Genomic DNA, 13,155 nt, shown 5'->3' with positions numbered 1-13,155 from the left:
ACGGCCGGGCCCGCCGTCGTGTCTGTCTCAGCCGGCCTCGCGCCCCGAGGCGATCCGCTCGGCCACGGCCCGGCGCAGCCCCGCGTCGAGCCGCTGCCCGGTCACCGACTCGTAGAGCCACAGCCCGTCGGCGGCGAGCCGGGCCACGAACCGGTCCAGCGCCTCCGGGTCGCTCGCGGCACCGGCGGCCGGCGGCGCCCACCGCTCCATCACCGCGTCCCACGGCGCCGCGTGCTCGGGCGTGGTCGACCCCTCCACCATGAAGAGGAGTTCGGCCCGCGTCGCGCTCTGCGCCGTGACCCGCGCGTACGCGGCCAGCCGCTCGGCGGGGCTCGCCTCGGCGGCCGGTTTGCCCGCCGCCGCCACCAGGTCGGCCTCCCAGCGGTCGGCCAGGTGCTGGTGGATCGCCCGGACCAGCTCCTCGCGGCTGGCGAAGTGGTAGAGCAGCCCGCCCTTGGTCAGCCCCGCCTCGGCCGCCACCGCGTCGAAGGTGACGCTCTTGACCCCCTCGCGCTGCACGAGGCGGGCCGCCGCGTCGAGGATCTGGGTCCGCTTGCTGGTACGCATGGTGCTCCTGGGCCGTGGGGTGAGGGCGAGGTCAGTGGGGGACGGGGCCGGACAGCGCCGAGCCGGGACCGTGGCGGCGCAGCAGCACCCCGGTGGCGACCGTACCGACCGCCAGCACCCCGGCCACCACCAGCACCACCGCCCCGTACGCCCCGTCGAACGCCTCCGAGGCCGCCGCCACCAGCGCACCGCCGTCCGTGCTCTCCCCGGCCACCGCCAGCGCCGCGTCCAGGCTGTCCCGGGCCTCCCCGGGCGTGCCGGGCGGCAGCCGGACCGTCGCCGAGTAGACGGCCGACAGCAGACTCCCGAGCAGCGCCACCGCGATCAGGCTGCCGAACTCGTACGACACCTCCTCGACCGAGGAGGCCATCCCGGCCCGGCGGACCGGCACGTTCCCCATGATCGCGCTGGAGGCCACCGACATGGCCGCGCCCAGCCCGGCCCCGGCCACCAGCAGCCCCGTCACCAGCAGCGGCATGCTGCTGTCGAAGTGGAGCAGGACCAGCACGGTGCCGACGGTGCTCAGGGCGAGCCCGCCCGCGACGATCGGCAGCAGCCCGACCCGGTGCAGGGTCGCGCCCCCGGCCACCGCGGTCGGCAGTGCGCCCAGCGCGACGGCGGCGACCAGGACCCCGGCCCGCAGCGGCGTGAACCCCTCCACCAGCTGGAAGCGCTGGGTGGTGATCAGCTGGAGCCCGGCGACGGCGAACAGGGAGAACCCGGCGGCCAGTACCCCGGCCAGGAACGCCCGGTTCCGGAAGATCGCGAAGTCGAGCAGCGGGTCGGGCAGCCGCCGCTGGCGCCGGGCGAAGACCCACCCGCCGGCCGCCGCCGCCACCAGCGCCACGCCCGCCGCCAGCGGGGACGGGGTGGCCTTGGCGGTCTCCTTGATCGCGAAGACCAGGCCGACCAGCGCCACCAGCGCCAGCAGCGAGGAGACCAGGTCCCAGTGTTTGCCCGGGTCGGCGCCGCCGCCGGGGGCCAGCACCAGCGTGGCCACCAGCGCCACCACGACCACCGGCACGTTGACCAGGAAGACCGACCCCCACCAGAAGCTCTGGAGCAGCAGCCCGCTGACGATCGGCCCGAGCGCGCTTCCGACGATCGCCAGGCTCCCCCAGACGGCGATGGCGACGTTCCGCTCCCGTTCGTCGGCGAAGGTGACCCGGATCAGGGCGAGCGTGGCCGGCATCATCGCCGCCGCCCCGACCGCGAGGAAGGCCCGCGCCGCGATCAGCGCCTCCGGGGCCGGCGAGAGGGCGGCGGCCAGCGAGGCCACCCCGAACACCACCAGCCCGGTCAGGAACATCCGCCGGTGCCCCACCCGGTCGCCCAGCGTCCCGCTGCCCAGCAGCAGCCCCGCCATGACCACCGGATAGGCGTTGATGATCCACAGGCTCTGCGCGCTGCTCGCCCCCAGCTCCTCCACCAGCGTCGGCAGCGCCGCGTACAGGATCGAGTTGTCCAGCGTGATGAGCAGCAGCCCCGCGCTCACCACCGCCAGCAGCAGCCACCGCCGCCGCGCACTCTCCACCATCCCCGCCCCACCAGGCCTTCCACCGGTCCGTCACGAGCGCCGTAACTGTACCTGACGGAAGGTACAGTTACGGGCCCTCCGCCCCCGCCGGGGACGCCTCTGAGCTGAGGAATCCGCAGAGTCCTCGCGGTGTTGCCGAGAGCAGGTGCGGGGTGGGGTCCGGGCCGTCCGCGCGCGGCCCCGCCGTCGGTTCGCTCACAGCGAACACCTCTTGGGGAACACCTGGCGGCGCAGAAGCATTGAGCCGGTATAGCTCAACTTGACTGCCGAAGGGGAGATCATGGCTGCTGAGTCCCAGGCCAACACACCGCTGACTCTTCCGGTGCTGCCGCTCGACGATGAAGTGGTGCTGCCCGGGATGGTCGTGCCACTGGACCTCAACGAGAACGACGTACGGGCCGCCGTCGAAGCCGCGCAGGCCGCGGCCGGGCCCGGCGGGGGCAAGCCGCAGGTGCTGCTCGTCCCGCGCGTCGACGGCACGTACGCCGCGGTCGGCGTCCGCGCCACCGTGGAACAGGTCGGTCGGCTGTCCGACGGCGACCCCGGCGCGCTGGTGCGCGGCCGCAGCCGGGTGCGGATCGGAGCCGGGACCACCGGGCCCGGGGCCGCGCTCTGGGTCGAGGGGACGCCCGTCGAGGAGACGGTGCCCTCGCCGCTGCCCGGCTCGGTGACCGAGCTGATGACGGCGTACAAGGCGCTGGCCGCCTCCTGGCTCCAGAAGCGCGGCGCCTGGCAGGTGGTCGACCGCATCCAGCAGATCGACACCCCGGGAGCCCTCGCGGACAACGCCGGGTACTCGCCCTTCCTGACCACCGCGCAGAAGGTGGCGCTGCTGGAGACCGGCGACCCGGTCGCCCGCCTCAAGCTCGCCACCGAGCACCTCAGCGAGCACCTGGCCGAGCAGGACGTCGCCGAGACCATCGCCAAGGACGTCCAGGAGGGCGTCGACAAGCAGCAGCGCGAGTTCCTGCTCCGCCGCCAGCTCGACGCCGTCCGCAAGGAGCTGCGCGAGCTGAACGGCGAGGGCGAGGAGGACGAGAGCGACGACTACCGCGCCCGCGTCGAGGCCGCCGACCTCCCGGAGAAGGTCCGCGAGGCCGCCCTCAAGGAGGTCGAGAAGCTGGAGCGGGCCTCCGACCAGAGCCCCGAGGGCTCCTGGATACGGACCTGGCTCGACACCGTCCTGGAACTCCCCTGGACCGAGCGGACCGAGGACGCCTACGACATCCCCGGCGCGCAGGCCGTGCTCGACGCCGAGCACGCGGGGCTGGAGGACGTCAAGGAGCGGATCACCGAGTACCTGGCGGTCCGCAAGCGCCGCGCCGACCGGGGCCTCGGCGTCGTCGGCGGACGGCGCGGCGGTGCCGTGCTGGCCCTCGTCGGCCCGCCCGGCGTCGGCAAGACCTCGCTCGGTGAGAGCGTCGCCCACGCGATGGGCCGCAAGTTCGTCCGCGTCGCCCTCGGCGGCGTCCGCGACGAGGCGGAGATCCGGGGCCACCGGCGCACCTACGTCGGCGCGCTGCCCGGCCGCATCGTGCGGGCGATCAAGGAGGCCGGGTCGATGAACCCGGTGGTCCTGCTCGACGAGATCGACAAGGTCGGCTCCGACTTCCGGGGCGACCCGGCGGCGGCGCTGCTCGAAGTCCTCGACCCGGCGCAGAACCACACCTTCCGGGACCACTACCTGGAGGTCGAACTCGACCTCAGCGACGTGGTCTTCCTTGCCACCGCGAACGTCCTCGAATCCATCCCCGAGGCCCTGCTCGACCGGATGGAACTGGTCCGCCTCGACGGCTACACCGAGGACGAGAAGGTCGTCATCGCCCGTGACCACCTGCTCCCGCGCCAGCTGGAGCGGGCCGGTCTGGAGCCCGGCGAGGTCGAACTCGCCGACTCGGCACTGCGCAAGCTCGCCGGGGAGTACACCCGCGAGGCCGGCGTGCGGAACCTGGAGCGTTCCGTGGCCCGGCTGCTGCGCAAGGTCGCGGCCCAGCACGAGCTGGGCGAGCGGGAGCTGCCGTTCACGGTGACCGACGGCGACCTGCGCGGCCTGATCGGCCGGCCGCACCACGTGCCCGAGTCCGCCCAGGACCCCGCCGAGCGGCGCACCTCGGTGCCCGGCGTGGCCACCGGCCTGGCGGTCACCGGCGCGGGCGGCGACGTGCTCTACGTCGAGGCGTCGCTGGCCGACCCGGAGACCGGCGCCTCCGGACTGACCCTGACCGGTCAGCTCGGTGACGTGATGAAGGAGTCGGCGCAGATCGCGCTGAGCTTCCTCCGCTCGCACGGCGCCGAACTGGAGCTGCCCGTCGCGGACCTGAAGGACCGGGGTGTGCACATCCACTTCCCGGCCGGAGCGGTCCCGAAGGACGGGCCGAGCGCGGGTGTCACCATGACCACCGCCCTCGCCTCGCTCCTCTCCGGGCGGCTGGTCCGCACCGATGTGGCGATGACCGGCGAGGTCTCGCTGACCGGGCGGGTGCTGCCGATCGGCGGCGTCAAGCAGAAGCTGCTGGCGGCGCACCGCGCGGGGATCACCACCGTGGTCATCCCCAAGCGGAACGAGGCCGACCTGGACGACGTCCCCGCCGAGATCCTGGAAGGGCTCGACGTCCACCCGGTGAGCGACGTCCGCCAGGTGCTGGAACTGGCCCTGGCCCCGGCGAGCGTGGCGGTTCCGGCCGCCGCCTGAGCCGGCGGTACGCGCCACCGTCCTGAGCCCGAAGGGCCGGGCCCCCACCGAGGGGGTCCGGCCCTTCGGCGTACCCGGGGCGCGTACCCGGGGTCGGTCAGGGGCGGTAGATCGTCCCCGGAACCGGCTTCGCCGGGGCCATCAGCTGCGGGACGGTGACGAAGGTGTACCCGTCCTTCTTCAGCGCGTGGATGATGCCGGGCACCGCCGGGACCGTCCCCTTGTAGATGTCGTGCAGCAGAATCACGCCGTCCCGGCCCGCCTGGTCCAGGGTGCGTTCGGTGATCAGCCCGGAGTCGTTGGTCGAGTAATCCTTCGCCGTCGTCGACCAGAGCACCTGGGAGAGCCCCAGCTCCTTGCTGATCCCGGAGACGGTGTCGTCGGTGCGGCCCTGGGGCGGGCGCATCAGGGTCGGCTCGGAACCGGTGAGCCGGGCGATCTCCTTCTGCGTGCGGGTGAGTTCCTCGCGTATCTCGTCCGGCTCGATCTCGGTCAGGCGCGGGTGGTTCCAGGTGTGGTTGGCCACCTCGTGGCCCTCCTTCGCGATCCTGCGGACCGTCTCCGGGTACTTCTCGATGTGTTTCCTGCCCAGCAGGAAGAAGGTGGCGGGCACCTCCTCGCGCTTCAGCAGGTCGAGGAGTGCGGGGGTGTCCTTTCCAGGGCCGCCGTCGAAGGTCAGCGCGATGCACTTGGCGACCGCGCAGTCCACCTCACCCCCGGCGAGCTTCACCCGCGCCCCCGGCTTCCCGTCGCCGCCCGCCTCGTGGGCCCGGGCCCGTTCGTCGGCGGGCGCCACCGTGTCCGGCGTGCAGGAGGTGAGCGCGGTGAGGGCGGCCAGGGCCAGGGCGGCGACGGCGGTACGGCGGATGCGATGCGGGCGGCGGCGGGTGCGGGGCTCGGCGTGCGTCAGAGTGTTCACGCCGTGTATAGATGGAGTGCATAGTCGAACGGTTGCCTCGCCCCCGGAAGGATTTCCCCACCCCGCGCCGGACAGGGAGAAGGCCCGGTGACCAGGTCACCGGGCCTCTTCGGCGTGCGCGGCCGCCGGGGCGTCCGACCGCTGGGGCTCAGCCGTTGGCGAGCGCCTGGAGCCGGTCGTACGCGCCGTTGAAGCGGTTGTGGTCGCCGACGATCGGGCCGGTGGAGGTGTACTGCCACATCGTGTAGAAGCCCCAGCCGGCCGGGAGCGTACCGACCGAGGAGGCGTACCGGGCGACCCAGAGCGGGTTGGTGGCGCCGAAGCCCGCGTAGTTGCCTGTGCAGGAGGTCCACCAGCTGGTCGCGGTGTAGATGACCGCGTCCCGGCCGGTGCGGGCCTTGTAGGTGTTGGTGAAGTCGCGGATCCAGTTGACCATCGCGGACTGGCTCAGGCCGTAGCACTGGTCGCCGTACGGGTTCCACTCGATGTCCAGGACGCCGGGCAGCGTCTTGCCGTCGCGGGACCAGCCGCCGCCGTTGTCCACGAAGTAGTTGGCCTGGGCGGCGCCGCTCGTCGTGTTGGGCGTCGCGAAGTGGTACGCGCCGCGGATCATGCCCACGTTGTAGCTGCCGTTGTACTGCTGCGCGAAGTACGGGTTCTTGTAGTACGTGCCCTCGGTGGCCTTCACGTACGACCACTTGACGCCGCTGTTCCACAGCGCGGCCCAGTCGACGTTCCCCTGGTGGCTGGAGACGTCCACGCCCTCCGTCTGCACGGCGCGCGGCGAGACGCCGGGAGCCCCGCTGCGGCCGTCGTGCTCCACGACGCCCATACCCATGTGGGCCTCGCCCCGCTCGGGACGGTCGGCGGCCTGCGCCGCCGAGGGCAGGGTGAACAGCAGGGAGAGGGCGGCGAGGAGAACCCCGGCCGCGGTGCGACGGGAGGGGCGGGCTCCGGATCTGGTGACGCGCATGGCTGGCCTCCGAAGGCGGTGGGCGGGCGTGACGGGAGGTGCGTGACGTGTGCATGCCGTATTGACGCTACGCGCGTGGAGCAGGGCTCCGGAAGAGGTCCCAGGACCCGCCGGTGGTCTACTCCTGCGGCAGACTGCGCCAAGCTGGGGGGACCGGCCCCGGCGCGGGGAATCTTTCAGGGACGGAAATCGGTACATGGGTGTTGACGGCGAGGCGGACACGGAGTTCCTGGCCCTGGAGCGCGAACTCTCGCTCCTTTTCCGGCGGGCCAGGGCCGGCCAGGGCGAACTGGCCCGGGCGGTCCACCCCCAACTCGAACCGGCCGCCTACGGACTCCTCGTCCGCCTCATCGAGGGCGGACCCCAGCGCGCCACCGACCTCGCGGCCTACATGGGCGTCGGCAAGGCCACCATCAGCCGGCAGCTCGGCGGGCTGGAGGAACTGGGCCTCATCGACCGCGCGGTCGACCCCGCGGACCGCAGGGCGTCCCTCTTGCGGGTGACACCGCTCGGCTCCGAACGCGTGGCCGCGGTGGCCGCGGCTCGGCGCAGTGTCTACGTGCGACGCCTCGCCGACTGGGACCGCCGCGACGTGGGCGAACTGGCCCGGCTCCTCGGCCGCCTCAACGGGGTGCTGACGGAGCCCAGCTAGGGGTGGCCTCAGGCGCCGGCCGGGCTCGCATGTGGCCTCAGGCGCCGGCCGGGCTGGTGTGTGCCCCGCCCCGCCCCCGCCGGGCCGGGGCGCCGGACCGGCCGGTCAGAAAGCCACGTACACGGCCGTCGCGTCGTCGTGCCGCTTGCCGCGGGGGGAGGGGACCGCGTGTTCCAGGTCGCGGACGGCCTGGACGAGGTGGGTCGTGCCCTGGGTGCGGACGAGGTCGAGGGTGCCGGCCCAGGTGCCGCCGAAGCGGTCGACCCAGCGGGTGGCCCCGTCGGTCATCGCGGTCAGGGAGCGGAGTTCGGCGCGCGGCGTGCGCCCGGTGACGGCGAGCCGGGCGACGGCGGGGTCGGCGGCGGCCGTGTGGAAGCCGCCCTCGGCGTTGCGGAGCGCCTCGACGGCGTCGACGTATTCCCGGACGGCGGCCTCGCGCCGGGACGCCGGGGTGTGGTCGGGCAGCGCCCGCACGGCGGCCCGCAGTTCGGGCACCGGGGAGGGGAGGGTGTCGAGCCGCGGGTCCTGGACCGGGACGAGGGTGCCGTCCGCGCGCTCCAGCAGGAGCGTGGAGTCGGAGAGGACGAGGTGCTCGACGGCCTCCTCGTCCCAACGCGCCAGCACCACCGTCGCCTGAGGCGTCCGGGGGTGAGAAAGGTCACAGGTTGAACGGTGCGTTCCGGCGGTACGCGCGACGGCCTCCGCCAGGATCTCCCCGAGCGTCATGTCCCGTCGTGAAACGGACAGTTCGCCCAGCGCCCCGCCGAGTCGCGCGGTGAACCAGTCCACCGAGTGCACGCACCCGTCGTCCCCCTCCGGCGGCGTCACCCCGTCCAGCAGCACGAGGCAACCCCCGTGCCCGTGTGCGGGAAGCGCGACCGAGCAGTAGTCCTCGTTCGGGTGATCCGGGGCCCCGGGTTCCGTTGTCAGGTCGATGTGCACCGGCTCAGTCTGCATGATGGGCTCTGGCCGCGGCGGCAGGTGACGGCCGCTCGGCCACGCCGCCGGGTTTTGCCTGGAATGATCAACTCCGGCTCTACGGGGGCGGGGCATCCTGCCAAAGCGGACCGGTAACGTCCAACCGGCGCCCCGTGCGCGTCGTCAGCGGGGGAGGGGGAGACTTGCCCGCCAACTCCCGGTCGATGTTCACTCCTTCGGGTGGCCCGGCAGACGATGCGCGACCACTGCTCACACGCACTGGGAGGGTCGAGAGCCGTTCCGGAAGGGAGCTCGTGCTGACAGGACGTCACCCGGGCCCTTGGGTAGACGAGTCAAGAATGCGAGCACCGGTGCAGAAGAAGAGGCCTCGGGGCAAGGACGTCCGGACGGGCGACCAGGCGGAAGCCGCCACCCCGACCCCCGAAACCGCCGCCCGTCCCGCACGCAAGGCCCGCGTGCGCAACCGCCTGATCATCGCCGTCGCGGTGGTCGCGGCCGCCGTCGCGGGCGCGGGCGTCCCCTCGGTCGTCGCCGCCTCCGGGCAGGCGACGGACGCCCAGGAACTGGTGGAGTTCTCCGAACTGACCCAGCAGGCGGTGACGCTCTCCCACTCGCTGGCCGACGAACGCGACGAGGTCACCGCCTACATCGCGGCCGGACGGCCCGAGGGCAGCGGCCTCTCCGAGAAGCGCAGCTCCCGGGTGGACCGGCAGGTCGAGGAGATCCGCGAGGCCGCCCCGGACACCCTGCGGGAGACCCTGGACACCATCGGCGCCGTCCGCCGCCAGGCGCTGACCGGCAAGGGCGACGCCCTCGACGCGCACAACGCCTACGCGACCGCGATCAACGAACTCCACAGCACCGCCCAGGAACTGGTCGCCAAGCTCCCCACGCGCAGCGGCCCCGGCCGGCTCGCCCTCACCGACCTCGACCGCGCCGTCGAGCAGGCCACCGCCACCCGGGGCCTGCTGCTCGCCGCCCTCGCCGTGCCGAGCAGCACCTCGCAGACCGGCGTCGACCCCGTCACCGGCCTGCCCGTGCAGACCCAGGCCGGGACGGCCGAGGAGACGCGGACCCGCAACGCGCTCAGCGCCGCCGCCCAGCAGGCGCAGGTCGCCGAACGGGCCGCGCTGGCGGCCTTCGAGCGGGGCGCCTCTCCGGAGAACAAGGCGTCGTACCGGAACACGGTCAGCGGACCCGAGGTGACCACCGCCGAGAAGTACCTGGCGCGGCTCACCAGCGCGCCGACCCTCTCCGCCGAGGACGCCGCGCTCAAGCCCGACAAGGTCGACGCCGCCCTCACCGCCCGCATCGAGCAGATGCGCGGCGTGGAGAACGCGCTGGCGGCGGCCCGCACCGGGCAGCTCGCGGAGCAGCGCGACGAGGACGTGCTCGCCCTGGAGATCCAGATCGGGCTGGTCGGGCTCTGCCTGCTCCTCGCGGTGGGCATGAGCATGGGCATGGCCCGCTCGCTGACCCGCCCGCTGGCCGTGCTGCGCCTGGGCACCGCCCGTCTCGCCGCCGACCCGGCGGGCGAGGAGCCGGTCAAGTTCACCGGCCGCAACGACGAGTTCGCCGAGGTCGTCCGCTCGGTCAACGCCCTCCACGCCCACCTCACCGGGCTGCACGAGCGGCTCACCGGCCTGGAGACCGACCGTAAGCACCTGGTCGGCGAGCGGGTCTCGATGGCCGAGGAGCGCGACGCCCTCCGCAAGGAGCTGGCCGCCTCCACCGCCCACCTGGAGCGGGCCCGCCAGTCCATCCACGGCACCTTCGTCAACCTGGCGCTGCGCTCGCTCGGCCTGGTCGAGCGGCAGCTGACGGTGATCGAGAACCTGGAGGAGAGCGAGCAGGACCCCGACCGCCTCGCCACCCTCTTCAAGCTCGACCACTTCGCCACCGTGATGCGCCGCCACAGCGAGAACCTGCTGGTCCTCGCGGGCGCCGAGCACGGCCACAGCCACGCGGGCCCGGTCCCGCTGGTCGACGTGGCCCGCGCCGCCGTCAGCGAGACCGAGCGGTACGAGCGCATCCGCATCTCCACGCTGCCCCCGCACTCGCACCTCGCGGGCTTCGCCGCCGACGACCTCAGCCACCTGCTCGCCGAGCTGATGGAGAACGCCACCTCGTTCTCCCCGCCCGACGCCCAGGTCGAGGTCTCCGGCTGGCTGCTGGAGAGCGGCGAGGTCATGCTCTCCGTCCAGGACGAGGGCATCGGCATGGCCGAGGAGCGCCTCGCCGAACTCAACAAGCGTCTCGCCCGCGTGGGCACCGACGGCCTCTACGAGCCGGACGGCGACGGCGGCCTCGGGCTCGGTCTGTACGTGGTGGCCCGCATCGCCGCCCGGCACGGCATCCGCGTCCAGCTCCGGACCCAGCAGCAGGGCGGCGTCACCAGCGTCGTGGTGCTGCCCAAGTCCATCCTGGCCGCCGCCCCCTCGGGCACCCTGCCCGCCTCCGTCGACGCCGCCGGCGGCTCCGCCCCGGTGCAACTGCCGGGCGCCGACGCCGAGGCCAACTCCAACGTCCTCCCCGTCCCGCGCCGCGACACCCAGGACGACGACTCGCTGGCCCGCGGCTCCACCGACCGCGTCATCGCCGCCGCCGAGAAGGCCGTACGGGAACGCGGCGAGCCCGCGGACCGGCCCGGCACCGCCAAGGCGGCCGAGGCGGCCGAGCCCGCCGAGACGGCCGAGACGGCCGGCGACGAGCCCACCGCCGAGGCGGAGGCCGAGCCCGCCACCCCGGCCGGCGAGCAGCCCGCGGCCCCCGCCGAGGAGTCCGCCCCGGCCGCCGCCGAGGCCGCGCCGGAGGCGAAGGCGCCCGCCGTGGAGCCGACCCCGGAAGCGTCCCCCGAGACGACGATGGAGCTGTACCTCCCCTCCCCGCGCCGCGAGCAGCCCGCCGCCGAGGAGCCGGGAGCCGCCGAGGAGCCCGTCGCCGAGGAGCCGCGCGAGGCCGACGAGCCCGCCGCCCCGGGCCCGTACGCGATAGGGCCCGACGCGCACGAGCGCACCCGAGACGAGGCAGCCGCCCCGTCCGACTCCGTGCCGGCCCCCAGGCCGGCCCTCGACCAGCAGCCCGCCGAACCCGCCGAGCGGGTCACGGACAAGGGACTGCCCAAGCGCACCCCCAAGCTGACCGCCCCGACCGCCGCGCCGAAGAAGCGCAGCGGCGGTGTCGACGCCGAGAAACTGCGGCAGCGGCTGGGCGGATTCCACTCGGGGGCCCAGGCCGGCCGCCGCGATGTCGAAGCCGAGATCGCGGAGCAGCCCGGCCTGTCAGGACCAACCGGTGAAGCTCAGGGGGACTCAGCCGAGGAGGCTCGCAGTTGACTGCGTCCAGTCCGACATCCGCTACTTCCCGTCAGAACGGTCTCAGCTCAGAAGCACGGAACCTGCACTGGCTGCTGACCAACCTCGTGGAGGAGGTGCCGGGCCTCAATTCGGTCGCGGTGGTCTCCTCCGACGGGCTGATGCTGCTCTCCTCCGACCCGGGGAGAAACGAGCCCGCCACGAGAGAGGCCCCGCAGGGCCCCAAGGGCTCCAGCGCCGACCTCGCCACCATCGTCTCCGGCGTCGGCAGCCTCACCATCGGGGCGTCGAAGCTCATGGAGGCCGGCAACGTCAAGCAGACGATGGTCGCCATGGAGGAGGGCAGCCTCTTCGTCATGTCCATCAGCGACGGCTCGCTGCTCGGTGTTCACGCCACCCCCGACTGCGACATGAGCGTCGTCGCCTACCACATGGCGCTGTTCGTGGGCCGGGCCGGGCACGTGCTCACCCCCGAACTCCGCAGTGAACTTCGCCAGTCGATGGAGAGCGCCAAGTGAGCACCGCCAAGCTGCCCCGCCGGGGCGGGGAGCGTAAACCCGCCCGCGTCCGTCCGTACTCGCTGACCGGCGGCCGGACCCGGTTCGGGCACGTCCTGCTCGTGGAGACCTTCGTCGCCGCCCTGGAGGCACCCGAGGAGCGCAAGGAACTGCCCAACGGCACGTTCGGCGCGGCCCGGATCATGCCCGAGATGCAGGCGATCGTGGAACTCTGCCGGCGCATGCGCACCGTCGCCGAGATCGCGGCGATGCTGAAGATGCCGCTCGGCGTGGTGAGGGTGCTCCTCAGCGACCTCGCCGACCAGGGAAAGATCCGCGTGTACGGCAACGGGCACGGCCCGGGCCAGCCCGATCGCGCACTGCTCGAAAGGGTGCTGAATGGACTCCGCCGTCTCTGACCTCCTCCCCGCCGACGAGTCGGAGGAGACCCTCCAGCCCTGGCAGCGGGACAAGACCCGGGCCCCCATAGCCACCAAGATCGTGGTGGCGGGCGGCTTCGGCGTCGGCAAGACGACGCTCGTCACCACGGTCTCGGAGATCACGCCCCTCCAGACCGAGGCGCTGATGACGCAGGCCAGTGAGGAGACCGACGACCTCAGCGAGACGCCGGACAAGACGACGACCACCGTCGCCATGGACTTCGGCCGCATCACCCTCGACGACGACCTGGTCCTGTACCTGTTCGGCACGCCGGGGCAGCAGCGGTTCTGGTTCATGTGGGACGACCTGGTCCGCGGTGCCATCGGCGCCGTCGTCCTCGCCGACACCCGGCGGCTCTCCGACTGCTTCCCCGCCCTCGACTACTTCGAGAGCTGTGGGCTGCCGTACGTCGTCGCCGTCAACCACTTCGACGGGAGTACCAAGTTCGAGCCCGAGGACGTGCGGGAGGCCTTGACAGTGCCGCCCCACATCCCTGTGATCGTCATGGACGCCCGCATGCGGGTCTCGGCCATCGAGACGCTGCTCGCGCTGGTCGGCCACGCGCTCGACGTCACCCCCGAATAGCAGCAGGCGCGCCGCGGCGGACCGGCCGCGGCGCGCGCA

General features: G+C 73.3%; 11 protein-coding genes. 6 read left to right on the top strand and 5 right to left on the bottom strand.

The features are described 5' to 3' along the window. Positions 1 to 27 precede the first annotated feature (27 nt). Positions 28 to 567, bottom strand: a complete 540-nt coding sequence (locus OIM89_RS08060; RefSeq protein ID WP_030695590.1) for a TetR/AcrR family transcriptional regulator — start codon at positions 565 to 567, stop codon at positions 28 to 30. Positions 568 to 598: 31 nt separating this feature from the next. After that, entirely contained in the window at positions 599 to 2,104 is a 1,506-nt protein-coding gene (locus tag OIM89_RS08055) for an MFS transporter (protein ID WP_195730365.1), read from the bottom strand. A gap of 280 nt (positions 2,105 to 2,384) precedes the next feature. Here OIM89_RS08055 and lon point away from each other — a divergent pair, with 280 nt between their 5' ends. Then, the gene (lon, locus tag OIM89_RS08050) at positions 2,385 to 4,796 is read left to right on the top strand and encodes an endopeptidase La (protein WP_030695592.1); all 2,412 of its coding nucleotides are present in this window, start codon (positions 2,385 to 2,387) and stop codon (positions 4,794 to 4,796) included. Positions 4,797 to 4,893: 97 nt separating this feature from the next. Here the strand turns inward: lon and OIM89_RS08045 are convergent, their stop codons facing one another. Then, entirely contained in the window at positions 4,894 to 5,715 is an 822-nt protein-coding gene (locus tag OIM89_RS08045) for a polysaccharide deacetylase family protein (protein ID WP_030695593.1), read from the bottom strand. Between the two features lie 148 nt (positions 5,716 to 5,863). Then, positions 5,864 to 6,688 (bottom strand): lysozyme, encoded by an 825-nt coding sequence (locus OIM89_RS08040; RefSeq protein WP_030695594.1) that lies wholly within the window; start codon positions 6,686 to 6,688, stop codon positions 5,864 to 5,866. A gap of 196 nt (positions 6,689 to 6,884) precedes the next feature. On the opposite strand from OIM89_RS08040, the gene OIM89_RS08035 reads away from it, so the two are divergent. Then, positions 6,885 to 7,340 (top strand): MarR family winged helix-turn-helix transcriptional regulator, encoded by a 456-nt coding sequence (locus tag OIM89_RS08035; protein WP_247860186.1) that lies wholly within the window; start codon positions 6,885 to 6,887, stop codon positions 7,338 to 7,340. A gap of 105 nt (positions 7,341 to 7,445) precedes the next feature. On the opposite strand, the gene OIM89_RS08030 is transcribed toward OIM89_RS08035, so the two are convergent. Continuing rightward, positions 7,446 to 8,297 carry a protein phosphatase 2C domain-containing protein gene (locus tag OIM89_RS08030; protein WP_078858108.1) on the bottom strand — a complete coding sequence of 284 codons (852 nt, stop codon included), beginning with the start codon at positions 8,295 to 8,297 and terminating at the stop codon, positions 7,446 to 7,448. Between the two features lie 332 nt (positions 8,298 to 8,629). Here OIM89_RS08030 and OIM89_RS08025 point away from each other — a divergent pair, with 332 nt between their 5' ends. Genes OIM89_RS08025 through OIM89_RS08010 form a run of 4 tightly spaced genes read left to right on the top strand, consistent with a single transcriptional unit; the run spans position 8,630 to position 13,116 of the window. After that, on the top strand, positions 8,630 to 11,614 hold the full coding sequence (locus OIM89_RS08025) for a nitrate- and nitrite sensing domain-containing protein (RefSeq protein WP_264491113.1): 2,985 nt from the start codon (positions 8,630 to 8,632) through the stop codon (positions 11,612 to 11,614). Next, positions 11,611 to 12,111, top strand: a complete 501-nt coding sequence (locus tag OIM89_RS08020) for a roadblock/LC7 domain-containing protein (protein WP_063830362.1) — start codon at positions 11,611 to 11,613, stop codon at positions 12,109 to 12,111. The genes OIM89_RS08025 and OIM89_RS08020 overlap by 4 nt, the downstream gene beginning before the upstream one ends. Next, entirely contained in the window at positions 12,108 to 12,509 is a 402-nt protein-coding gene (locus OIM89_RS08015) for a DUF742 domain-containing protein (protein WP_003950837.1), read from the top strand. Before OIM89_RS08020 ends, OIM89_RS08015 begins: the two co-directional genes overlap by 4 nt. Further along, positions 12,490 to 13,116: a GTP-binding protein gene (locus tag OIM89_RS08010; RefSeq protein WP_003950838.1), complete on the top strand. Its 627-nt coding sequence runs from the start codon at positions 12,490 to 12,492 to the stop codon at positions 13,114 to 13,116. The genes OIM89_RS08015 and OIM89_RS08010 overlap by 20 nt, the downstream gene beginning before the upstream one ends. Positions 13,117 to 13,155: the final 39 nt, after the last annotated feature.

It is taken from the genome of Streptomyces sp. BI87 (assembly GCF_025957665.1).
In the GTDB taxonomy this organism is placed as follows: Bacteria; Actinomycetota; Actinomycetes; order Streptomycetales; family Streptomycetaceae; genus Streptomyces; species Streptomyces albidoflavus.
The sequence above is the reverse complement of the archived record's forward strand: the minus strand, read 5'-3'. Positions and strand labels throughout refer to the sequence as shown.

Bases quoted from the DNA above. Each gene is read 5' to 3' on its own strand.
- OIM89_RS08055 (WP_195730365.1), bottom strand. From the start codon at position 2,104: ATGGTGGAGAGTGCGCGGCGGCGGTGGCTGCTGCTGGCGGTGGTGAGC.
- OIM89_RS08010 (WP_003950838.1), top strand. From the start codon at position 12,490: ATGGACTCCGCCGTCTCTGACCTCCTCCCCGCCGACGAGTCGGAGGAG.
- OIM89_RS08030 (WP_078858108.1), bottom strand. From the start codon at position 8,297: ATGCAGACTGAGCCGGTGCACATCGACCTGACAACGGAACCCGGGGCC.
- OIM89_RS08060 (WP_030695590.1), bottom strand. From the start codon at position 567: ATGCGTACCAGCAAGCGGACCCAGATCCTCGACGCGGCGGCCCGCCTC.
- OIM89_RS08040 (WP_030695594.1), bottom strand. From the start codon at position 6,688: ATGCGCGTCACCAGATCCGGAGCCCGCCCCTCCCGTCGCACCGCGGCC.
- OIM89_RS08035 (WP_247860186.1), top strand. From the start codon at position 6,885: ATGGGTGTTGACGGCGAGGCGGACACGGAGTTCCTGGCCCTGGAGCGC.
- lon (WP_030695592.1), top strand. From the start codon at position 2,385: ATGGCTGCTGAGTCCCAGGCCAACACACCGCTGACTCTTCCGGTGCTG.